At 65.8% G+C, this 21,930-nt stretch carries 20 protein-coding genes and 1 tRNA gene; 8 read left to right on the top strand and 13 right to left on the bottom strand.

The genetic code is table 11. The annotated features are described in order from the left end of the window. Window positions 1–132: 132 nt before the first annotated feature. Both AAE021_RS06120 and AAE021_RS06115 read right to left on the bottom strand, forming a co-directional pair. Entirely contained in the window at window positions 133–1,299 is a 1,167-nt protein-coding gene (locus tag AAE021_RS06120; RefSeq protein ID WP_342024729.1) for a site-2 protease family protein, read from the bottom strand. Then, on the bottom strand, window positions 1,296–2,024 hold the full coding sequence (locus AAE021_RS06115; protein ID WP_342024728.1) for an HAD family hydrolase: 729 nt from the start codon (window positions 2,022–2,024) through the stop codon (window positions 1,296–1,298). The genes AAE021_RS06120 and AAE021_RS06115 overlap by 4 nt, the downstream gene beginning before the upstream one ends. A 104-nt stretch (window positions 2,025–2,128) precedes the next feature. Here AAE021_RS06115 and AAE021_RS06110 point away from each other — a divergent pair, with 104 nt between their 5' ends. Further along, window positions 2,129–3,007, top strand: coding sequence for a PAC2 family protein (locus tag AAE021_RS06110; protein ID WP_342024727.1), 879 nt, complete (start codon window positions 2,129–2,131; stop codon window positions 3,005–3,007). Here the strand turns inward: AAE021_RS06110 and mshC are convergent, their stop codons facing one another. The 3 genes from mshC to AAE021_RS06095 form a co-directional block, all read right to left on the bottom strand. Then, the gene (mshC, locus tag AAE021_RS06105; RefSeq protein WP_342024726.1) at window positions 3,008–4,288 is read right to left on the bottom strand and encodes a cysteine--1-D-myo-inosityl 2-amino-2-deoxy-alpha-D-glucopyranoside ligase; all 1,281 of its coding nucleotides are present in this window, start codon (window positions 4,286–4,288) and stop codon (window positions 3,008–3,010) included. 23 nt (window positions 4,289–4,311) lie between these two features. Next, a complete protein-coding gene (locus tag AAE021_RS06100) occupies window positions 4,312–5,136 on the bottom strand; it encodes an undecaprenyl-diphosphate phosphatase (RefSeq protein WP_342024725.1) in 825 nt (274 codons plus the stop codon). An 89-nt stretch (window positions 5,137–5,225) separates the two neighbouring features. After that, window positions 5,226–5,510, bottom strand: a complete 285-nt coding sequence (locus tag AAE021_RS06095) for a hypothetical protein (protein WP_342024724.1) — start codon at window positions 5,508–5,510, stop codon at window positions 5,226–5,228. 41 nt (window positions 5,511–5,551) lie between these two features. On the opposite strand from AAE021_RS06095, the gene AAE021_RS06090 reads away from it, so the two are divergent. After that, on the top strand, window positions 5,552–5,785 hold the full coding sequence (locus AAE021_RS06090) for a DUF5703 family protein (RefSeq protein ID WP_342024723.1): 234 nt from the start codon (window positions 5,552–5,554) through the stop codon (window positions 5,783–5,785). A gap of 70 nt (window positions 5,786–5,855) precedes the next feature. On the opposite strand, the gene AAE021_RS06085 is transcribed toward AAE021_RS06090, so the two are convergent. Both AAE021_RS06085 and AAE021_RS06080 read right to left on the bottom strand, forming a co-directional pair. Next, complete coding sequence (locus tag AAE021_RS06085) at window positions 5,856–7,013, bottom strand: acyl-CoA dehydrogenase family protein (protein WP_342024722.1); 1,158 nt, start codon at window positions 7,011–7,013, stop codon at window positions 5,856–5,858. A gap of 9 nt (window positions 7,014–7,022) precedes the next feature. Further along, window positions 7,023–8,342, bottom strand: a complete 1,320-nt coding sequence (locus AAE021_RS06080; protein WP_342024721.1) for a M20/M25/M40 family metallo-hydrolase — start codon at window positions 8,340–8,342, stop codon at window positions 7,023–7,025. A 147-nt stretch (window positions 8,343–8,489) separates the two neighbouring features. Between AAE021_RS06080 and AAE021_RS06075 the strand changes: the two genes are divergently transcribed. The 6 genes from AAE021_RS06075 (at window position 8,490) to AAE021_RS06050 (ending at window position 14,025) form a co-directional block, all read left to right on the top strand. Then, window positions 8,490–8,572 (top strand) — tRNA-Leu (locus AAE021_RS06075). A gap of 169 nt (window positions 8,573–8,741) precedes the next feature. Then, on the top strand, window positions 8,742–9,908 hold the full coding sequence (locus AAE021_RS06070) for an AI-2E family transporter (protein ID WP_342024720.1): 1,167 nt from the start codon (window positions 8,742–8,744) through the stop codon (window positions 9,906–9,908). 59 nt (window positions 9,909–9,967) lie between these two features. Then, on the top strand, window positions 9,968–10,639 hold the full coding sequence (locus AAE021_RS06065) for a GAP family protein (RefSeq protein WP_342024719.1): 672 nt from the start codon (window positions 9,968–9,970) through the stop codon (window positions 10,637–10,639). Window positions 10,640–10,746: 107 nt separating this feature from the next. Then, on the top strand, window positions 10,747–12,066 hold the full coding sequence (locus tag AAE021_RS06060) for a hemolysin family protein (RefSeq protein WP_342024718.1): 1,320 nt from the start codon (window positions 10,747–10,749) through the stop codon (window positions 12,064–12,066). Window positions 12,067–12,173: 107 nt separating this feature from the next. Further along, window positions 12,174–13,580, top strand: coding sequence for an APC family permease (locus tag AAE021_RS06055; RefSeq protein ID WP_342024717.1), 1,407 nt, complete (start codon window positions 12,174–12,176; stop codon window positions 13,578–13,580). 40 nt (window positions 13,581–13,620) lie between these two features. Next, on the top strand, window positions 13,621–14,025 hold the full coding sequence (locus AAE021_RS06050) for a universal stress protein (protein WP_342024716.1): 405 nt from the start codon (window positions 13,621–13,623) through the stop codon (window positions 14,023–14,025). Window positions 14,026–14,151: 126 nt separating this feature from the next. On the opposite strand, the gene mmsB is transcribed toward AAE021_RS06050, so the two are convergent. From mmsB to AAE021_RS06020, 6 genes are all read right to left on the bottom strand, one after another. Beyond that, on the bottom strand, window positions 14,152–15,399 hold the full coding sequence (gene mmsB, locus AAE021_RS06045) for a multiple monosaccharide ABC transporter permease (protein WP_342024715.1): 1,248 nt from the start codon (window positions 15,397–15,399) through the stop codon (window positions 14,152–14,154). Then, window positions 15,396–16,964 (bottom strand): multiple monosaccharide ABC transporter ATP-binding protein, encoded by a 1,569-nt coding sequence (mmsA, locus tag AAE021_RS06040; RefSeq protein WP_425362454.1) that lies wholly within the window; start codon window positions 16,962–16,964, stop codon window positions 15,396–15,398. The genes mmsB and mmsA overlap by 4 nt, the downstream gene beginning before the upstream one ends. Before the next feature lie 71 nt (window positions 16,965–17,035). Then, on the bottom strand, window positions 17,036–18,157 hold the full coding sequence (chvE, locus tag AAE021_RS06035) for a multiple monosaccharide ABC transporter substrate-binding protein (RefSeq protein ID WP_342024712.1): 1,122 nt from the start codon (window positions 18,155–18,157) through the stop codon (window positions 17,036–17,038). Window positions 18,158–18,402: 245 nt separating this feature from the next. Continuing rightward, entirely contained in the window at window positions 18,403–19,644 is a 1,242-nt protein-coding gene (locus AAE021_RS06030; RefSeq protein ID WP_342024711.1) for a kynureninase, read from the bottom strand. Window positions 19,645–19,670: 26 nt separating this feature from the next. Then, a complete protein-coding gene (locus tag AAE021_RS06025; protein ID WP_342024710.1) occupies window positions 19,671–20,591 on the bottom strand; it encodes a MaoC/PaaZ C-terminal domain-containing protein in 921 nt (306 codons plus the stop codon). Then, window positions 20,588–21,928, bottom strand: a complete 1,341-nt coding sequence (locus tag AAE021_RS06020; protein ID WP_342024709.1) for a 3-oxoacyl-ACP reductase — start codon at window positions 21,926–21,928, stop codon at window positions 20,588–20,590. The genes AAE021_RS06025 and AAE021_RS06020 overlap by 4 nt, the downstream gene beginning before the upstream one ends. Between the last annotated feature and the right edge of the window lie 2 nt (window positions 21,929–21,930).

The raw sequence follows: 21,930 nt of genomic DNA, 5'->3' as shown, positions 1-21,930 counted from the left end.
TCCTTTGGATCGGGGTGGTGCTGATGGGGGTGAAGTTTTTTGGAGCGGGCGCCCGGCATAATCAGGACGTCGGCCCCGCAGCCGGGCTTTCCACGTTCCAGGCGGAACCGGCGCCGTAGTCCTGAAACCGGCTCAGGCGGTGCGGCGCTTATCCGGTTTGGCGTTCATGGCGGCCAGGACGGCGGCCTGTGTCAGCAGTCCCACTACCCCGCCGTCGCGGTCGATCACCGCGTACTCACTGCCCTGCAGTTTAGCGAGATACTCCACGAGTTCAGAACCCGCGGCGGGTGCCGGGACGTAGGCGCCGGGAGCGAGGGGCCGGGCCACCGCGTCAACGGGCGTGGTGGCGGCCAGCTGCGCCGGCACCTGCGCCAAGGCTCCGGTGTCCGCAACCGCCCACGGCTGACCGGTTGCCGCGGTGATCACCAGGGATGAGCCGGCATGGGCGGCGAGCAGCTCCCGGGCCGCGGACACCGGCGATGAGGCCGGAACCGAAACGGCGGGAGTCATCAGGGCACCGGCGCTGATGGAGGGCAGCCGCAGCCGCAGCCGGGCGTTGGTGATGCTGGCTCCGGCTCCCATCCAGAGGAATCCCGAGATCAGCGCCGTGAGCAGGACAACCTGGAAATCAGGGCTTTCCCCGCGCAGGTACGGCGGCAGGACGACGGCGGCGGCAAGGGCGACGGCGATGATCCGCCCGGCATACCCGGCAGCCACGGTGCCCCGGTCCTGGGATCCGGTGGCCTTCCACACGGCGGACTCGACAATGCGTCCGCCGTCCAGCGGAAGCCCCGGGAGGATGTTGAAGATGGCCACCAGGACATTGGCCCAGATCAGGATTTCCGTCAGCAGCTCCCCCACCGGGGGCAGCGGCACCGCCAGGAGGAGAAGCCATCCCGCCGCCGCCAGCAGGAAGTTTGCGGCCGGCCCGGCCAGCGCCACCAGCAGCGAGGGCCCGGGGGTGGAGCGTACGTTTCCGAACTGCGTGTGCCCGCCCCACAGCGTGAGGACGATTTTCGCCGTCGGCCAGCGGTATGCCTTGGCTGTCAGCGCGTGGGCCAGTTCATGGACGAGCACGCTGACCAGGAGCAGGACGGCGTAGCCAAGCGCGACGGCGTACGCGCCGGCCCCCAGATACGGGAAGTTGCGTCCGACAAGTGGCCCAAAAAAGAACACAATCACGGCCGCGATGATGAACCAGGAGTACGCCAGGTACACGGGCACGCCGGCAATCCGGCCGAGCGGGATGCCGTCCCGCCGGACGGGAGTGGGGGTGTCGGCTCCGCGGCCGGTGCTCACCAGGCAGCCCCGGAAACTGAGGCTGACACCAGCGATGCCAGATCCGCTGCCGTTTTACCCGCCAGGGTCTCCCACTCATGCCGGCCCTCGTCCGGAGGCAGCGGCAGGAAGTGGGGAACGCCGAGGGTCACCAGTCCTGCCGCGCGGGCGGAGGTCACGCCCGGAAGGGAATCCTCAATGGCGACGACGCGGTCCTTGGACAGGCCCGGAACCTGGGCGGCCAACCGGTCAAACGCCAGCTGGTACGGCTCGGGATGCGGTTTGCCCTGCTGGACCATGTCTCCGGTGACCAGGAAGGAGAAGGTCCCGGCCGGCAGGCGCTTGCTGACCTCTTCGGCCAGCACGGCTTCGGACATGGTCACCAGGACGCAGGGAATTCCGGCCCCGGCGAGCTCAGCCAGCAGTTCGCGGGCACCGGGCCGCCAGGGCACCTCGCGGCGGACCTGCTCGGCGACCCGGGAAATAAGGTGGTCGATGATTTCGCGGACGGTCAGCGGCACCCCGGCGCTCTGCAGCAGTCCGGCGCTGAAAGTGAGCGCCTGGCCAATCATGGCTTCGGCGTCGGATGTGGTCCAGGAACCTCCGTAGGAGTGGACCAGGTCCTTCTCGGCCTGGATCCAGTACGGTTCCGTGTCCACGATGGTTCCGTCCATGTCCCACAGCACCGCTTGGAGCGGGCCGTTTGCGGGTTCGGTTTCCTGGGGTGCCGGGGCTGTGGAAGACATGCGTACCAGTCTACTGGGCGTGCCGGGCCCCGGGTTTACTTTGGCTCCGGTGCAGGGCTGCGGCCGGTCCTGACAGCGCGGCGTGCTGGGCATATGGTGAGTCTGTGAGCAATACCGACAAAAACCCGCCCCTTGGTCTCCAGGATTTTTTCGGCGGCACCCAGGAACGCACCACCGTCATGCTTGCTGCCTTTGAAGGGTGGAACGACGCCGGCGAAGCCGCCAGCGATGCGGTGAAGTACCTCAGCATGTTCTGGGAAAGCGAGAAAATTGCGAGCCTGAACGCCGATGAATACTACGACTTCCAGTTCACCCGCCCGGTCATTGAACGCCTTGCCTCCGGAGAGCGCAGGATCAAGTGGCCCACCACCCGCATTTCCCGCGCCGAGGTGCCGGACAGCAACCTGGACGTCATCTTCGTGTCAGGAATTGAACCCTCGTACAAATGGCGCGCCTACACGGCCGAGCTGATTGCCCTCGCCAAGGAACTGGGCGTGGACTGCATTGTCCTGGCCGGCGCGCTGCTTGCCGACGTGCCGCATACCCGGCCCATTCCGGTGACGGTCACCTGCGAGGACGGGGACCTGCGCGAGGACCTGAAGGTGGAGGCCTCGCATTACGAGGGACCCATCGGCATTGTGGGAGTCCTGGCCGAGATGGCGGGACTGGCGGACATTCCGGCAGTTTCCCTGTGGGCGGCGGTGCCCCACTATGTGGGGCACTCCCCGTCCCCCAAGGCCCAGTTGTCGCTGCTGCACCGCATTGAGGAACTCCTGCAGGCACCGCTGGACACCCGGCTGCTGACCGAGGAGGCCGATGCATGGGAGCGCGGAGTGGATGAACTGGCGACCGAGGATCCGGAGATAGCCGCCTATGTGCGGCAGCTGGAAGAAGCCAAGGACACCGCTGAGCTGCCAGAAGCCAGCGGCGAATCGATTGCCCGTGAATTCGAGCGGTATCTCAAACGCCGCCGGCGCGACTAGCTAGAGGCGGATTCCCAGGAGCGCGTTGACCGCTGATCCCGCCAGATCCGCGGCATCGGTGCTGCGGTCCGCGGCGGGAGCTTCCAGCGACGCAGCGGCCCAGGCATCAACGGCCGCCAACGCCGCCGGGGCATCCAGGTCACGGGCCAGCGCGGCCCGGACGTCTGCGAGCATCTGTTCGGCCCGGGCGAGTCCGGTCACGGGCAGGGCGCTCCGCCAGAAGGTCAAACGTTCCTCTGCCGCGGTCAGCTGTTCGGCAGTCCAGAACCAGTCCGTGCGGTAGTGGTGGCTCAGCAGGACGGCGCGGATCGCCGCGGGATCGGTGCCCTGGGCGCGCAGGGATGAGACCAGCACGAGGTTGCCCAGGGACTTGCTCATCTTTTCCCCGTCCAGGCCAACCATTCCGGCATGCGCGTAGTGGCGGGCCAGCGGCGTTCCGGTGCAGGCGTAGGCATGTCCCGCGCTCATCTCATGGTGCGGGAAGACCAAATCCGAGCCGCCCGCCTGCACGGTGAAGGGTGCCGGCAGGAAACGCTGCGCGATGACGGAGCATTCAATGTGCCAGCCGGGCCGGCCGGATCCCAGCGATGCGCCGTCCCAGAACGGCTCTCCGGCGCGTTCAACGCGCCACAGCAGCGGATCCAGGGCATTGCGCTTGCCCGGACGCAGCGGATCCCCGCCGCGTTCCGCGAAGAGCGGCAGCATGTCCTCGGGGCTGAGCCCGGATACCGCGCCGAGCTGCCATGCGTCATCGCCGGCATCGAGGCCGGACGCTGCGTCAACGGAGAAGTACACGTCGCCGTCGGGCTCGCTGCCTTCCCCGGGAACGCGGTAGGCAATGCCGCGGCGCAGGAGGTCCTCCACCACGGGCACGATCCACTCGATGGCCTCCACGGCGCCGATGTAGTGATCCGGCGCGATGACGTTCAGGGCTTCCATGTCATCGCGGAACAGCTGTGTCTGTTCCTGGGCCAGCGCACGCCAGTCCAGGCCGCGGTCATTGGCCCGCTCGAGCAGCGGATCATCGATGTCCGTCACGTTCTGCACGTAGCGCACGGTGTTGCCGGAGTCCCGCCACTGCCGGTTCAGGAGGTCGAAGGCCACGTAGGTGGATGCATGCCCCATGTGCGTTGCGTCGTAGGGGGTGATTCCGCAGACGTACAGGCTGGCCTCACCTCCCGTGCGGACGGGAACGGTCCGGCGCAGGGCCGAATCGAAGAGGGCCAGTTCCGGAGAGTTTCCGGGCAGGACGGGCAGGGGGGAGCTTTTCCACGCGATCACAGGTTCAACTCTACTTTCCGTTGCTAGGCGTTCAGCACGCCGAAGCCGAGCAGGAGGTAAATCACGACGCCGAGGAGGATGCGGTACCAGACAAAGAGTCCGTAACCGCGCGTCGAGACGTATTTCAGGAACCATCCGATGATGATGAAGCCCACAATGAATGCCACCAGGGTGGCGCCGGCGGTTTCCCATCCGCCGTAGACCATTGGCTCATCCAGTGACTTGACCAGTTGGAAGAGTCCGCTGCCGAACACGGCGGGGATGGCCAGGAGGAATGCATACCGGGCGGCCGCTTCGCGGGTGTAGCCCATGAACAGGCCGGCGGTGATGGTTCCGCCGGAGCGGCTGACGCCGGGAATCAGCGCCAGGGCCTGGGCGAACCCGTACAGGATGCCGTGCTTGTAGGTGAGCTTATCCAGCGTGCGCTGCTGCTTGCCGACGGCGTCCGCCACGGCAAGGATGACGCCGAAGACGATCAGCATGGTGGCAACGATCCAGAGGCTGCGGAACGTGCTTTCGATCTGGTCCTGGAACAGCAGGCCCAGCACCACTATGGGCAGCGTGCCGATAATGATGAGCCAGCCCATGCGTGCGTCCGGGTCGCTGCGCGGAACGCGGCCGGCCAGCGACCCGATCCACGCCTTGATGATCCGGACAATGTCCTTCCAGAAATAGACCGCCACTGCAGTTTCTGTTCCCAGCTGGGTAATGGCGGTGAACGCGGCACCCGGGTCCTGGGCGCCGGGCAGCAGCTCACCCACTACGCGCAGATGGGCGCTGGAGGAGATGGGGAGGAATTCTGTCAGGCCCTGGATGAGACCAAGGAAGAGCGCTTCAAACCAATTCACAACATAGAACTCTAGGCCACAGCCACGGTTTGGCTGTGCGCCGCAGCCCGGAGCGGCCTCCGGGTGCGTCCCGTGTCACAGTCCGGGGTCTACGGCCCGGGCTGGACCCCGGATGACCGGTCGTCGACGCCTTCGCCGTCGTCGACGAACCCGCCGTCGAATTCGTCCTCGTCATCTTCGTAGATTTCCAGCGGAGTAACCTCGCCGTACGCGTCGTAGAGGACCTCTTCATAAACCTCAAAGGCATCCGCCACGGCCAGATAGGCTGTCTCAACCAGCGGGTCCTTGTCCCCGCGGCGCTGGGAAGCCGCCGTCAGGTGCTCTTCGAGCGCGGCCATGAGTGATTGCAGCGCGACGTGCGGATCTATGCTCATGCCCTAGACGTTAGCGGTAAAGCAGGCAAAATTGGAGGGATATGCGCGAACAAATTCTTCGGCCGGGCGGTCTCCGGCCAGACGTGAACTTCCGGGACTACGAATATCTCGTAGTGTCCGTGAACCCCGGCGATTCAGTATCCGACGCGCGGCGGCTCATCCGGGAGCGCGCTGAGTACGGCAAGTGGGAGCTGCACCGCAGCTGCATTTACCGCGGCGGGGGCAGGCGATTCTGGCTGCGCCGCCGCGTGATGCGCGTCCAGCGGACCGTCTGACGTCCGGCAGCGCGTGCTTCCGACCCGCGGTCCCTCCCTCCGAAGGGACCGCGTTTCTTCCGGCCCTGAGTCATGCTCCTTCCGGAACCGGACCCAGCCAGGCGTTCGCCACCGAGGCATGGACCGAATCCTCGCTCGACGGGTGGAACATGCCGGCCAGGACGTCCCGGTACAGGCGTTCCAGCTCCGCTCCGCGGAAATAGCTCCGGCCGCCCGACACCCGGACGGCGGTTTCAACGACGGTGCGCGCAGTTTCGGTGGTCCGGTACTTCAGTGACGACAGCCGCGGAAACCACAGGTTCCCGTGGTCGACGCCGGCCTCCAGGTCCCGCGCAATCGCTTCGAGCTGCGGATGGATGCCGTCCATCAGGATCGCGGCATCCGCCACCTTCCACCGGGTATGCGGATCATGGGCTGCCGGGCCGCCTCCCGCCGTCGTCCGCCCCCGGGCAGCTTCCACCGCCAGTTCGACGGCGCGGTCCCCCACCCCCGTGTACACGGCTGAGAGCAGCGTTTCGAAGAGACTGAAGATGCCAAAGACAAAGGCGTCCCGGTGCGGGCCCACCGGTGTTGTGCGCACCAGCTGATCAGCGGTAAGCACCGCGTTCTCCAAGATGGTGGTGCGGGACTGGCTGGCGCGCATGCCCATGGTGTTCCAGTCGTCCTTGATGGTGATGCCCCCGGTTCCCCGCGGCGCAAAGCCAAAGACCAGCCGGGGTTCCTCCGGATCCGAGTCATCCCGGCCAAAGACCCCAAGCCGGGTCCAGGCCGGGGACAGGCTGGTGAAAATCTTTGTTCCGGTAAACGCGTACGAGCCGTCGCCCTGGGGCTGGGCGGAGGTCAGGGAATCGAAAAGCACCGCCGCGTTGCCCGGCTCGGAGATGCCGAAAGCGTACAGCTCGCCCTTTGCGGCGTCGTCGAGCACAAATGCCAGGGAGTCATCCCCGCGCAGGGACAGCAGGTGCGCCACCCCGCACCACACCTGGTGCATGTTCACGGCCAGTGCCGTGGCGGGGGCGGACATGGCCAGCATCCGTTGGGCCTGGACCACCTGGGGAATGCCGAACCCCGCGCCTCCCGCCGCTTTCGGCGTGAAGAGGGCAAGGTATCCGGCGGCGCGGAGGTCTTCGAGGTCTTCGGTGAAGAACGTGTTGTCCCGGTCATACCCGGCGGCGCGGCCGCGAAGGCGTTCCAGGAGTTCGGGAGTGAGGATGTCGGCGGGGTTCACGGCGTCCTCCTAGTATCCGGTCAGCAGGCGGGACAGCACCCGGGTGCCGAACTTCAGGGAATCCACGGGCACCCGCTCGTCCACGCCGTGGAACATGCCGGTGAAGTCCAGCTCCTCAGGTAGGCGGAGCGGGGCGAAGCCATACCCGGTGATGCCCAGGCGGCTCAAGGACTTGTTGTCAGTTCCGCCGGACAGCGTATAAGGCAGCACCGGCACGCCCGCATCCTCGGCCTGCAGGGCGCCGATCATGGAGTCCACCAGGTTGCCCTTGAACGGCACCTCCAGCGAGACATCCTTGTGTTCGTAGCTGACGTCGATCCCGGGGCCGGCCAGGTCCTTGATGACGGCCAGGACCTGCTCCTCCTGTCCGGGAAGGGTGCGGACATCGATCAGGGCTTCGGCCGTGCCGGGGATGACGTTGTGCTTGTAACCGGCCTTCAGGACGGTGGGGTTGGAGGTGTTCTGCAGGGTGGCTCCAACAAACCGGGCCACGGTGCCCAGCTCGGCCAGCAGCCGCTCGGGGTTGTCCGGATCGAACTCGACGCCGGTGAGTTCGGTCACGCCGTCGAGGAACGCCCTGGTCGTGTCGGTGAGCTCAATGGGCCAGGGGTGCTCCCCGATGGTGGCCACGGCGCGGGCCAGCCGGGTCACCGCGTTGTCGGTGTTGATCTGCGAGCCGTGGCCGGCGCGGCCGTGGGCCACGAGCCGCAGCCAGGAGATGCCCTTCTCGGCCGTCTGCAGCAGGTAGGTGCGCTTCCCTCCGATCGTGGCGGAAAACCCGCCCACCTCCGAGATGGCTTCAGTGGCACCGTCGAACAGTTCGCGGCGGTTTTCCACCGCCCAGGTGGCCCCGTACTTGCCCCCTGCTTCCTCATCGGCGAAAAACGCGAAGATGAGGTCACGCTTGGGCTGCGTCCCCGTGCGGGCCATATCGCGCAGAACGGAAAGGATCATGGCATCCATGTCCTTCATGTCCACGGCGCCGCGGCCCCAGATCAGCCCGTCCCGTCCCTCTCCACTGAAAGGGTCTACGGACCAGTCCTGCTTCTGCGCGGGGACCACGTCGAGGTGGCCGTGAACCACCAACGCCGGAAGAGAGGGGTTGCTGCCCTCCATGCGGGTCACCACTGAGGCCCGTCCCGGAGCTGATTCGAAGAGGTCCGCGTGCTGCCCGGCCTCCTCAATGAGGCCTGCGGTGTATTCGGCTGCGGCCCGTTCGCCCGGACCAGTCCCGTCCCCAAAGTTGGACGTGTCGAAGCGGATGAGCTCCTGGCAGATGCGCGTCACTTCGGCTTCGGCGGACAGTGCCGGCGCAGTGGTCTCAGACATGGGTTCTCCTTCGGTGGCGTTGGTGCCAGCCTAGCGATCGAAGCCCTGACCAGCACCGATTTACGGTTCGCGCCAAAACCGTGTTAGAGTTTTTCCCGTTGCTTCCGCAGCTTTTGAACGACTGAAGGCCTTGCGGAAAACACCCAGGCGCGGGTGGCGGAATGGCAGACGCGCTAGCTTGAGGTGCTAGTCCTCTAACGAGGGTGGGGGTTCAAGTCCCCCTCCGCGCACAATCAGACCCCCGGAATCCAGTGGATTCCGGGGGTCTTTTTTGTACTCCCCTTTAGCGTTACCGCGGCGGCTCCTACACTCGTCCAAGAGAGAAAGCGGTCGGGCGAGAAAAGCTCCGGGTGAGAAAAGCTCCGGGTGAGAAAAGGTCCGGGAGAGAGGGAGGACCCCATGGGTTCTGAACCGCCTGAGCACCTTCCACGCCCCGTTCTTCCGCGCAGCGCCGTGATTCTCGTCATGTTGGGCGGTGCAACCCTGGCGGCCTTCGGCCTGTCAGCAGTGAGCGGCATCTTTACTCCGGTGTTCCTGGCATTTGTCCTGACCCTCTGCGTGCATCCGCTGCGGCGGTGGCTGCAGGGCCACGGGGTTCCGAGGGCAATCGCGACCGGAGGAACCATAGCCGCCGTCTTTGCCCTGCTGGCTTGTTTCGCGGGAGTCCTGATTGCCGCGCTGGCTCAGTTCTCCGCGCTGCTGCCCCAGTTCGGTCCGCAGCTCGCCCAGGCCGGCACTTCGATCGCCGGCTGGCTCAGCGCCGTGGGGTTTGGCCCGGAACAGGTGCAGGCGGTCCAGGACGGCTTCAACCCGGGACGGCTGGTGGGCTTCATCGGCGGGCTGCTGGGAAACATCAGCAACCTGGCAGCGGCCCTGGTCATTATCCTGACCCTGTTAATCCTGATGGCCGTGGACGGCTCCCGGACCCCCGCACTGTTGTCCCACCTCGCGCGCCGCCGCCCGGACCTGGTCACCGCCCTGGCCGGCTTTGCCTCGGGTGTGCGCCGGTACATGGTCGCCACGACGGCCCTGGGCGCGGCGCAGGGACTGTTCAACTGGCTGGTCCTGGTGATCCTGCAGGTCCCCGGAGCCCTCCTGTGGGGGTTGCTGTCCTTTATCTGCAGCTTCATTCCGAACATCGGCTACTTCATTGCCATCATTCCACCCCTGTTTTTCGGCTATCTCACCGGAGGCTGGACCGCAATCATTGTGATCGTCATTGTCTTTGGCGGCATCAATGCCGTCATCCAGTCGGTGGTGCAGCCCAGGTATGTCGGTAATGCCGTCAACCTCAGCGAAACGCTGACCTTCGTGTCGGTGCTTTTCTGGGCGGCCGTTCTGGGACCCGTCGGTGCCATCCTCGCCGTACCGCTGACGCTGCTGGCCCGGACCCTCCTCCTGGATGCCGACCCCAGGCTGGCCTGGTGGCGCCCGCTCACCGGAGACCGCAAGGATTTGGAGCCGTTCCTCGACGAAGAGGACGCCGCCATCCGGGCCCGCCGGGCCCGGCCCCGCCGCCGGCGGCAGGAGGGGCTGCCCCGCCCGGGCAGTTCACCGGCCGGGTAAAGTATGTCAGCCTTCGCTGCCCGGCCCGGCGGCGCGATCACGCGGCCGGCGGCCGGTAAATGCTGAGCCTGGCCGTCAGCCTGATGTCCTTTGCCCTGGCCGGCGCCGCCAGCTCAGTGCCGGTGAGCATCACGATCCTGATTCTGCTGTCCCCCCACCCACGGCGCGGCGCCCTTCCCTTCCTCTACGGCGCCGTCGCCGGGTCCATCGTCGTCGTGGGCTTGGCCGCGGCCGGGCTGCGCGTGTTTCCCGCGCATGCACAGCTGGACCAGGTGACGGTTCCGGCCATGCTGTGCCTGGTGGCCGGTGCGCTCCTCGCCGGCTACGGCGTGCACCTCGTTCGCGCAGCGCCGCGGCCCGGCGCGGGTCGGCTCGACAAGCTCCGCGCCGGATTCGACTCAGCCCGTGCCTGGGAGTTCGCGGCCCTGGGCGCCGGGCTCAACCTGCGCCCCAAGGCGATCCTGCTGGCGGTCGCTGCCGGTGCGCTGATTGGCGTGCGGAACATGCACCCGGTGGAAAGTACCGTACTGGTCCTGGCTTATGCGGCCGCAGCCCAGTCCGCCGTCGTCGTGCCGGTGGCCCTGTGGCTGCGCTCCCCTGAGCACGCACAAAACCGGCTCGGAACGCTGTATGACTGGATGCAGCGTAACGGCCGGAAGATCACGGCTGCCGCTGCGCTGGCCATTGGGGTGTTCCTTATGGGCTACAACCTGCTGCAGCTGCTGAAATAGGCTGCCGGCCCACCCGGGAATCCCCGTCCTGCGGGGAAACGGGGTGTCGGCGCCGGAGCCGGCCCGTCTGCCTGTCGGGTGTGCACGGGCACCGGTACCCTCTGACTATGGACGGCAGCACGCTCACCAATGCGCTTCTCGTGGTGTTTTTTGTCCTGCTGGGCGGAATCTTCGCCGGAACCGAAATGGCGTTGGTCTCACTTCGCGAAAGCCAGATCAGCAGGATCGAGGCATCCGGGACCGGCGGGCGCAAAATAGCGGAGCTGGCCCGCAATCCGAACCTCTTTCTCTCCTCCATCCAAATCGGGGTCACCCTGTCCGGGTTCTTCTCCGCCGCCTACGGGGCCTCCGCCCTGGCTCCGGCGCTGGCTCCGGCACTGCGGGGCATCGGTTTCGCGGCGGGAGCAGCCGATGCCGCCGCTTTCATCCTGCTGACGCTCGCCGTTGCCTACCTGTCCCTGGTCTTCGGCGAGCTGGTGCCCAAGCGGCTGGCCATGCAAAATGCGGAGCGCTTCGCCCGGCTCCTCGCGCCGCCCCTGAACGTGTTCGCCATCATCATGCGGCCGGTCATCAAACTGCTGTCATTCTCCACGGACACCGTGGTTCGCCTCCTTGGCGGCGATCCGAAGCTCCGGACCCCGCCGGTCACGTCCCAGGAGCTGTGGGACATGGTGGCCGCGAGTCCGGTTTTGGCAGAGGACAGCCGCCGCATTCTCTCCGACGTCTTCGGTGCGGGAAACCGGCTGCTGCAGGAGGTCATGCGGCCCCGGCCGCAGGTGCAGTTCCTGTCGGCGGACCTCACCGTCGCCCAGGCCCGCCGCGCGGTCCACACTATGCCGTACTCGCGGTATCCGGTGATCAAGGACTCCCCCGATGATGTCCTGGGCTTTATCCATGTTCGGGATTTGCTGCGCGAAGACGCCGGCGGCGGACAGCCGATGTCCGAACGGCGGCTGAGCGATATTGTCCGGCCCATCCTGTTCCTACCCGGGACCGCCGCCGTGGTGCCGTCGCTGTCGGTCATGCGCCGGGACGGGAGCCATATCGCCGTGGTGGCTGATGAGTACGGCGGAACGGACGGCATTGTCACCCTGGAGGATCTCGTCGAGGAGCTCGTCGGAGAAATCTACGATGAATACGACACCTCACGGGATCCCGAGGACCGGCACCGCCGGGTGCGCGGCGATCTGGTGGTGGACGGAGCGTTGATCCTGCAGGAATTTGAACGGCTCACCGGAGTCGCCCTCCCGGAAGGACCCTATGAAACTGTTGGCGGCTACATTATGGAACGGCTCGGCCGGATTGCCCGCCCGGGAGACACCGTGGGCGCGCCCGGATGTGAATTGGAAGTGCTCACCCTGCAGCACCGGCGAATCGTTGCGGTACGGGTGATCCGCGAAACATCGGCGCGCACGGAGGAGCGTTAACTCCCGTAACATTGATATGCCTCTAAACAGCGCAGAGAATACCGGACAGCGGGACCAGACCAATTCCCGAGCCGCAGTGCAGATCCACAGAAAGCAGGAAACCAGCCATGGGCGATACAAAAATCAGCTCCGGGGAACCCGAACTCAAGCGGGTGATGGGGACCAAGCTTTTGCTGCTCTTCATCGTCGGCGACATTCTCGGCACCGGAGTCTATGCCCTAACGGGCCAGGTCGCCGGGGAAATCGGCGGCGCCGCGTGGGCGCCCATCCTGGTGGCGTTCGCCGTTGCCACCATCACCGCTCTCTCGTATCTGGAACTGGTCACCAAATTTCCGCAGGCTGCAGGGGCCGCGCTCTACGCGCACAAGGCCTTCGGCATTCATTTCCTGACCTTCCTGGTGACCTTTGCGGTGCTCAGTTCTGGAATAACTTCAGCATCGACGGCCGCCAAGTTCCTGGCCGAGAACTTCATCGTGGGCTTTAACCTTGAGTGGGGACAGACCGGTGTCACCTGGGTGGCAGTCATCTTCATGCTGGTGCTCGCTGCCATCAATCTCCGCGGAGTCGGAGAGAGCATCAAGTTCAATGTGGTCCTGACGATTATTGAACTGACCGGTCTCCTGATTGTCATCCTTATCGGGTTCTGGGCGATGAGCCAGGGAAATGTCGATTTCTCCCGTGTCATGGTCTTTGAGACCGAAGGCAACAAGAGCGTGTTCCTGGCCCTGACGGCAGCCACCTCGCTGGCGTTCTTCTCCATGGTGGGCTTTGAAGATTCCGTCAACATGGCCGAGGAAACCCGCGATCCCGCCAAGATCTTCCCGAAGGTCATGCTGACCGGGCTGAGCATCACGGTAATTGTGTACCTGTTGGTCTCCATTGCCGCCGTCGCCATCGTCCCCGTGGGACAGCTGTCCGAAAGCGCAACGCCGCTGCTGGAGGTTGTCCGCGCCGGTGCCCCTAATCTCCCGGTCGACGTCATCTATCCGTTCCTGTCGATCTTCGCCGTGGCCAACACGGCCCTGATCAACATGCTGATGGCCAGCCGGCTGCTGTACGGCATGGCAAAGCAGGACGTCCTTCCGCGTTCGCTCTCCAAGGTCCTTCCCGGCCGCCGCACGCCCTGGGCATCGATCCTCTTCACCACCGCCATTGCCCTGGGGCTGATCATTCTGGTCACCAACTTCATGGGCAAGGAAACCGTCACCGCGCTGGGCGGAACAACAGCGCTGCTGCTGCTCGCCGTGTTCACCGTGGTCAACATCGCCTGCCTGGTGCTGCGCCGCACCCCGCATGAGGGCAAGCACTTCCGCTCCCCCGGCTTCCTTCCCTACGTTGGCGTGTTCACCTGCGCCTTCCTTCTGGGCCCGTGGGCGCAGGATCCGATCGAATACCGGATTGCCGGTCTCATGCTGCTGCTGGGCCTGCTGCTGTGGGTGCTGACCTGGTTCTGGAACCGTGCAGTGCGCGCCAAGAAGACCCGTTTTACGGACGCCGAAGAACTCCGCGGCTAATTCCCTCACCCCGCTTTTCCACCCCTAGGTCAGGAGCACCATGAGTATTGTCGTCGGATTTCTTCCCACCCCCGAGGGGACGGCCGCGCTGGACGCCGCCCGCAGGGAGGCCAGTGCGCGCTCGGCGCAGCTGGTCATTGTCAACGTGGCCTTTCCCCGCCACGGGCTGCACCATCAGGAACAGGAAGACGCCAACAACGCCGCGCTTGAAAAGCTTGAGGCAGAGCTGCGCGCAGCCGGTATGTCCTACGATCTAATCCATCCGGTGGGCGACTACGATCCGGCGGAGGAGATCCTCAAGGCCGCTGACGCTCCCGGCGTCGAGCTCATCGTCCTAGGCCTGCGGCGCCGCACCCCGGTGGGAAAGATGCTCCTGGGCAGCACCGCACAGCGGGTGCTGCTCCAGTCCGACTGCCCGGTCCTGGCGGTTAAGGCCAACGGCTAGCAGCCGGCGGGCAATACCTGCGTAAACGTGAAAGTGGCCGGCACCCAATGATGGGTGCCGGCCACTTTGACGTTCCGCGGTCCGCGGGATTCCTGCTCCGCCGGTTATCGGCGGGTGATCTTCCCGCTAGGTGATCGAGGTGGATCCGCGGCGCTTGTTGAAGACATCGAAGGCCACGGCGGCCAGGAGCACAAGGCCCTTGATCAGCTGCTGGTATTCGGTGCCGACGCCCATGATGGACATTCCGTTGTTCAGGATGCCGATGATCAGCCCGCCAATGATGGCTCCGGTCACACGGCCGATACCGCCGGTGACCGCGGCGCCGCCAATAAAGACGGCCGCAATGGCATCAAGTTCAAAGCCTTCACCGGCCTTGGGGCTGGCCAGGTTCAGCTGCGCGGTGAAGACCAGGCCGGCCAGTGCGGCCAGGACACCCATGTTGATGAAGACGGTGAACGTGGTCCGCTTGGTGTTGATGCCGGAGAGATCCGCTGCGTGCAGGTTCCCGCCCATGGCGTAGATGTGACGGCCCCATACGCTGCGGTTCATGACGGCGGAATATCCAACCGTCAGCAGCCCCAGGATGACCAGGACAATGGGCGTGCCGCGGTAGCTGGCCAGCAGGTACGTGATGAACAGGATCAGGCCGGCGGTCAGCAGAAGCTTGGCAGCGAACCAGAGGATCGGCTCGTCAACGAGCTGGTGGCGGCGGCGGATCATCCGCTGGCGGATGCCCGAGCCCACCAGGGCCGCTGCGGACAGCACGCCGATGATGACCGTCAGCGGCTCCAGGAAACTGGTGCCTCCGCCAAGGTCGGGCAGGAATCCGCTGCCCAGGTCCCGGAATTTGTCGGGGAAGGGCGAGATCTGCTGATTCTGCAGGACGATCTGGGTCAGTCCGCGGAAGGTCAGCATGCCCGCCAGGGTGACGATGAACGCCGGAATCCCGAAGTAGGCAATCCAGAATCCCTGCCAGGCTCCGACGGCGGCGCCCAGGAAGAGGCACAGGATGGCGGCCATCCACCAGGGCAGGCCCCACTGGGTGATCATGACGCCGGCCGCTGCTCCGGTGAAGGCGACGACGGAGCCAACGGAGAGGTCAATGTGTCCGGCGATGATCACCAGCACCATGCCGACGGCGAGGATCAGGATGTAGCTGTTCTGGATGATCAGGTTGGATACGTTGATCGGGGCCAGGGTGATCCCGTTGGTGGTGATTTGGAAGAAGATGATGATCGCGATCAGCGCGATGAACAGGCCCACCTGGCGCAGCTGCCCGGTCAGGTAGTTCAGGGCAGTGCCGACAATCCCTGCCGGACGTTGCTTGGGTGCCGGGGCCCCGGCGGGCGCCCCCTGGTCGGTGAGAGTGCTCATTGGCGTTCCTTGTCTGTCGCGGCTGCAGGAGTCCTGGCATCACGGGTCATGTATTGCATGAGGTATTCGGCGGTCGCTTTTTCCCGCGGGACGTCGGCGGTGATGCGGCCTTCGGCCAGGGTGTAAATGCGGTCGCAGATTCCCAGCAGTTCCGGCAGCTCGGAGGAGATCACGATGATCGCCTTACCCTGGTCCGCCAGTTCATTGATGATGGTGTAAATCTCGTACTTCGCGCCGATGTCGATGCCTCGGGTGGGCTCGTCAAGAATCAGCACGTCGGGGTTGGTGTGGATCCACTTGGACAGCACGACCTTTTGCTGGTTTCCACCGGACAGCTTTCCGGTCAGTGCCAGCACCGAGGGTGCCTTGATGTTCATGCTGGTCCGGTATTTCTCCGCCGTCAGGTGTTCCCGGTACGGGTCCACCCAGCCGCGGACGGAGAGTTTATTCAGGCTGGAGGCGGAGATGTTGCGCCGGATGTCCTCAATGAGGTTCAGGCCGTACCGCTTGCGGTCTTCAGTGGCATAGGCCAGCCCGTGCGCGATGGCCTGCCCGACGTTTTTCACGGTGATTTCGCGGCCGTTTTTGTAGATCCGGCCGCTGATGTTGTGCCCGTAGCTGCGTCCGAAGACACTCATGGCCAGCTCGGTGCGGCCGGCGCCCATCAGGCCCGCGATGCCGACGATCTCGCCCGCGCGCACGTTCAGGTTTGCGCCGCTGACCACCTTGCGGGAACGGTCCAGCGGGTGGTGCACGGTCCAGTCCTCGATGCGCAGGACTTCCTCGCCGATCACCGGGGTGTGCTCCGGGTAGCGGCTGTTGAGGTCGCGGCCCACCATGCCGCGGATGATGCGCTCTTCGGAAATCTCGTCCGCCTGCATGTCCAGGGTTTCGATGGTCCGTCCGTCGCGGATGATGGTGACGGCGTCGGCGATCGACTTAATCTCGTTGAGTTTGTGACTGATGATGATGCAGGTGATGCCGTCGCGGCGCAGGTCCTTGATCAGCCCCAAGAGGTGCTCGGAGTCTTCGTCATTCAGCGCGGCCGTCGGCTCATCGAGGATGAGCAGCTTGACCCGCTTGGACAGGGCTTTGGCGATTTCCACCAGCTGCTGCTTGCCGACGCCGATGTCCTGGATCCGGGTTGCCGGGTTTTCGGCCAGGCCCACCCGTTCCAGGAGCTTTGCGGCTTCGAGGTTGGTGCGGTGCCAGTCGATGAAGCCGCCTTTGGACTGTTCATTGCCCAGGTAGATGTTCTCGGCGATGGAAAGGAACGGGCTCAGCGCCAGCTCCTGGTGAATGATCACCACTCCGGCCGCTTCCGAATCCTTGATGTCCTTGTATTCCTGGAGTTCGTCTTCCAGGTAAATCCCGCCCTCATAGGTCCCGGCCGGGTAAACCCCGGAGAGGACCTTCATCAGGGTGGACTTCCCGGCGCCGTTTTCCCCGCAGATGGCGTGGACGGTGCCTTCGCGGACCTCCAGGGAAACGTCCTGGAGCGCCTTGACCCCGGGGAAGGACTTGGTGATTCCCCGCATGGAAAGAATATTCGCGTTCACGTTCATGTCCTTGCCGGCGGTGTGCCGGGCGGCAGCCGCGTACGGCTGCCGCCCGGAACCACCGCGGTGGTAGGGAGTTACTTGAGGTCGGAGGCCTCGTAGTAACCGCTGTCGACGAGGACTTCCTCGTAGTTGTCCTTGGTGACCACCATCGGGTCCAGCAGGTAGGTCGGAACAATCTTGACCTTGTTGTCGTACGTCTCCGTGTCGTTGACCTCGGGTTCTTCACCCTTGAGGACGGCGTCGACCATGTCCACGGCCTCCTCGCCCAGGGCGCGCGTGTCCTTGAAGATCGTGGAGTACTGCTGGTTGTTCATGATCGACTTCACGGATGCCGCCTCGGCGTCCTGGCCGGTGATGACCGGCAGGGCGTCCGGTGCGTAGCCGGATCCGGTGAGCGCGGAAATGATGCCCAGGGAGATGCCGTCGTACGGGGAGAGCACGCCGTCAACCTTCTCGCCGCCGGAGTAGGTGCTGGCGATCAGGTTCTGCATGCGCTTCTGGGCGGTGGCCGGGTCCCAGCGAAGGGTGGCGATCTGAGTGAAGCCGGTCTGGCCGCTCTGGACCACGAGGGTTCCCTTGTCGATGTAAGGCTGGAGAGTGTCCATGGCGCCGTCGTAGAAGAAGTTGGCGTTGTTGTCGTCCGGGCTGCCGGCGAAGAGTTCGACGTTCTTCGGTTCCGTTGCTCCGGTGTCCTTGCCATCGGCGTCGAGAATGCCCAGGCCGGTGAGCAGCGAGGTGGCCTGCTGCACGCCCACCGTGTAGTTGTCGAACGTGGTGTAGAAGTCCACGTTCTCGTTGCCCGTGATCAGGCGGTCGTAGGCGATGACCTTGATCCCGGCATCGGCTGCGCTGTCCAGCTGGTCGCTGAGCGCGGTGCCGTCGATGGCCGCGATGACCAGGACCTTGGCGCCCTTGGTGATCATGTTGGACACCTGCTGGACCTGGGTGGGAATGTCGTCATCGGCATATTCCAGCGAAGTCTCGTAACCGAGGTCTTCAAGTTCGGCCTTGATGGCGTCGCCGTCCTTGATCCAGCGTTCGGACGTCTTGGTTGGCATGGCGATGCCCACCAGGGCGCCGGAGTTGTCGCCGGAATCACCGGCGGAATCGCTTTCAGCGCCGCCGCGGCCCGAGCCGCAGCCCGCCACGGAAACGGCCAGGATACCGGCCGTCACGCTGAGAAGGAGTTTACGCATTTTCACGAAGGAGCCCTTTCGGTGGACATCTTTGTCTAACGGAGAAACTGCCGGTTCGGGGACGCGCCGTGCCGTCCCTTCCCGAGCCCGGCAGCTGCGGGGGTGAGAACTGCGTCACATACTGATGTGAGCGCTAACATTATGGCTCCCCCCACATGCCGATTGTCAATTCCGGCGCCAACCGGGCTCAAACACCGGGTACCTGCTGCAGCGGACGGCGGTGCGCGCGGCGCTACGCCCGGCGGCTACCGGCGGCGCAGCAGTTCGGCCTGTACCGCGGCAACCCCGGTGAATGTTTCTTCGAAGGACGTGGACAGCGGCGACAGGCCCAGCCGGATTCCGGACGGATTGCGGTAATCGGGAATGATCCCCTGTTTCCACAGCTCGGCGGTGATGGCCTTGAACGCGGGATGATCAATGGTGATGTGGCTGCCGCGCCGCTGCGCCCCGCGTGGGGATGCCACGACGACGCCGTGCGGCACCAGCAGGGCATCCACCGCCCGCAGGGCATACTCGGTGAGCAGCACCGACTTCGCCCGGACGGCATCGATGCCGGCCTCGGCGATCAGGGACACCATGTCCTGCAGGGGCAGCATGCCGAGCACCGGCGGCGTGCCGGACACCAGCCGCCGGATGCCGGGGGCAGGCGCGTAGCCCTGCGCCATGCCGAAGGGATCCGCGCTGCCCAGCCAGCCCTGGATCGGCTGGGCGAAAGTCTCCTGGTGGCGGGTAGCAACGTAGGCCCAGGCCGGAGCGCCCGGACCACCGTTGAGGTACTTGTAGCTGCAGCCCGTGGCGTAGTCCACGCCCCAGGCATCCAGTTCCGCCGGAACCGCCCCGGCTGAATGGCACAGATCCCACAGCACCAGTCCCCCGGCGTCGTGGACCACCTTGGTGATGGCGCCCGCGTCCGCGAGGAAGCCGGACCGGTACGCCACATGGCTGAAGACCGCCAGAGCCGTCTGCGGGCCCGCTGCGGCCGCTACGGCGGCGGCCGTGACGCCGCCGTCGTAGTCAGCCTGGACCCAGCGCAGGGTCAGCCCGCACTCCTGCGCAATCCCCTCCATGACGTACCGGTCGGTGGGGAAGTTATCGGCGTCCAGGAGGATCTCGGTTCGCCCGGGCCGGGCAGCCACCGCAGCCCGGGCCAGCTTGTACAGCAGGACGGTGGTGGAATCAGCCACGATGCACTGCCCGGGGGCAGCCCCGAGCGCCGCGGCACCCAGCTGGTCACCGAGCCGCTGCGGCAGTTCCAGCCACTGCTCGTCCCAGCCACGGATGAGCCTGCCGCCCCACTGCTCCCGCACAAAGTCCTGCAGGTGCACGGCGGTGGCCCGCAGCGGCCGGCCCAGCGAGTTGCCGTCCAGGTACGCGCTCACCCCATCGGCTTCGAGGAAGCGGTCCCGGAAGCCCGCCAGCGGGTCCGCTGCATCCAGCTTCCGGGCGGTCTCCAGCAAAGAGTCCAGCAACGTGTCCAGTTCAGTCATGTGGGCACCCTAACAGTGAGGAGCGGTTAAGCCGGAAGCGCCCGGACGCTGCCGGCAAAGTGGCGGCGCAGGGAACGCTGGTTCCAGCCCACAAACGTGGAACCGGAATACCCCTGCTCTCCCTCCAGATCGCAGATGGACAGCGACACCGCCGCAGGCAGGAACACCGGGGAATCGAAGTCAATGCTCCATTCGTACGGTTCCTGCCGGTTTTGCACGATGTCGGCAACCACCCGCGATGCCAGGTACATGCCGTGCGCCAGCGACCGCTTCATGCCCAGGGCCTTGGCCGACAGGCGGCTGAGGTGGATGGGGTTGAAGTCACCGGAGACCATGGCGTAGTTGCGCCCGGCGTCGGCTCCGAGCCGCCACAACGCCGTCGGCGCGGGAGGCACGAAGTCCGGCCGGGGGCCGCGGGCTTCCGGCCGGTCAAGGCGCGGCAGGAACACACCCTTGGCCAAGTAGGTCGAGCGTCCGCGCCAGACGACGGCGGCGTCCCCGGCGTCGGTCCCGCCACCCGCGCTGACTTCGGCGATCAGATCCACGGAGGTGCCTGAGCGGTGCCCCGCCAGGTTCTCAGCCCATGCCGTCACGGTCAGCGGTTCGGCGTAGTGGATGGGCCGCAGATGCTCCACGCTGTTGCTCAGATGCACCATGCCCAGCAGCGGCAGGGGAAAGTCATCCCGGGACATCAGGCTCATCGCCACCGGGAACGCAAATGTGTGCACAAAGCCGGACGGCAGGTAGTCGGAGGCGCTGTGCAGCACGAGCCGCTGGAAGTCCGCCAGCCGCTGCAGGTCCACCCGGGCGCCGCGGACGGTGTGCCGGGCTTCGGGCAGCGTCTGCGGTGCTTCAGCGGAGGAAAGCCGTGCCTTGGCCGCCGACCCGACGGCGCCGACATAGAGCTTCCCGAGAGCGGGAATCTCACTGAGCTGGGTTTCGGTCATGCCCCCACCATGTTCTGTCCGCAGACCCGGACAACCTGTCCGTTGACACCGGCGGCCGCATCTGAGGCCAGGAAGGAAATGGTCTCGGCCACGTCGATGGGCAGGCCGCCCTGCTGCAGGCTGCTGAGGCGGCGGGCCACCTGGCGGGTGAGGGCGGGAATTGCCGCCGTCATGTCCGTTTCGATGAAGCCCGGCGCGACGGCGTTGATGGATCCGCCGCGCGGCGCCATCAGGGGCGCCGTTGCCCGGACCATGCCGATAACGCCGCCCTTGGATGCGGCGTAGTTGGTCTGGCCCCTGTTTCCGGCAATGCCGCTGGTGGAGGCCAGCGACACGATGCGCCCTTCGGAGCTGAAGGTGTCCGAGGCAAGCAGCGCGCGGTTCATCTTGAGCTGGGAGGCGATGTTCACGGCAATAACGGACTGCCAGCGTGATTCATCCATGTTCGCCAGCAGTTTGTCGCGGGTGATGCCGGCGTTGTGGATGACGATGTCCAGATGACCGTAGCGTTCCTTGGCGTGCGCCAAGATGCGCTCGGCGGCGTCGTCGCGCGTGATGTCCACCTGCAGGGCGGTGCCGGAGATTTCGTTGGCAACCTTGGCGAGCTGTTCACCGGCTGCCGGCACGTCAACGACAATCACAGTGGCGCCGTCGCGGTGCAGGACCCGGGCAATGGCAGCGCCAATCCCCCGCGCAGCACCGGTCACCACTGCCACTTTGCCCGCCAGCGGTGCGTTCCAGTCCATAGGCAGGACTCCGGCGGCGGAACCGACGGTGATGAACTGTCCGCTCACGTAGGCGCTCTTCCCTGACAGGAGGAACCGCAGGGCCGCCGCCACGCCCGGAGCCGTCGCGGGAACGCCGTTGGCTAGGACAATGCCGTTGGCGGTGGCGCCGCCGCGGAGCTCGTGGGCGACGGAACGGAGCAGCCCGTCAACACCCTGCCGTGCCGCCGCCGCCTCGGGATCCTGCGCTTCGGCTGCGGGGCGGGAGACGGTGACCACCCGGCCGCCCGGGGCAAGGTCGCGCAGGGCAGCGCCCGCGGCCAGCGTTGTGTCGCCCAGGTCCTCGGGGGCGGCAGCCGCGTCGAGGACCAGCAGGATGGCGCCGAGCTTCTCCTGGGGCGTGGCATGACGGCGGACATCCTGGTCCCAGCCGAGCAGCAGGGAGGACAACGCGTCGGCGGCCTCGCCCTTGCCCAGGACCAGCACCGGTCCTGGGACCAGGGGTTTGGCCGGATCGAAGCGCCGCAGGATGGACGGCCGGGGCAGGCCCAGCTTTTTTGCGATGTCCTTGGTAATGCCTGTGTTAACAAGGTTCAGGTATGCGTCGTTCATGA

It is taken from the genome of Arthrobacter citreus (genome assembly GCF_038405225.1).
Lineage (GTDB): Bacteria > Actinomycetota > Actinomycetes > Actinomycetales > Micrococcaceae > Arthrobacter_B > Arthrobacter_B citreus_A.
The sequence above is the reverse complement of the archived record's forward strand: the minus strand, read 5'-3'. Positions and strand labels throughout refer to the sequence as shown.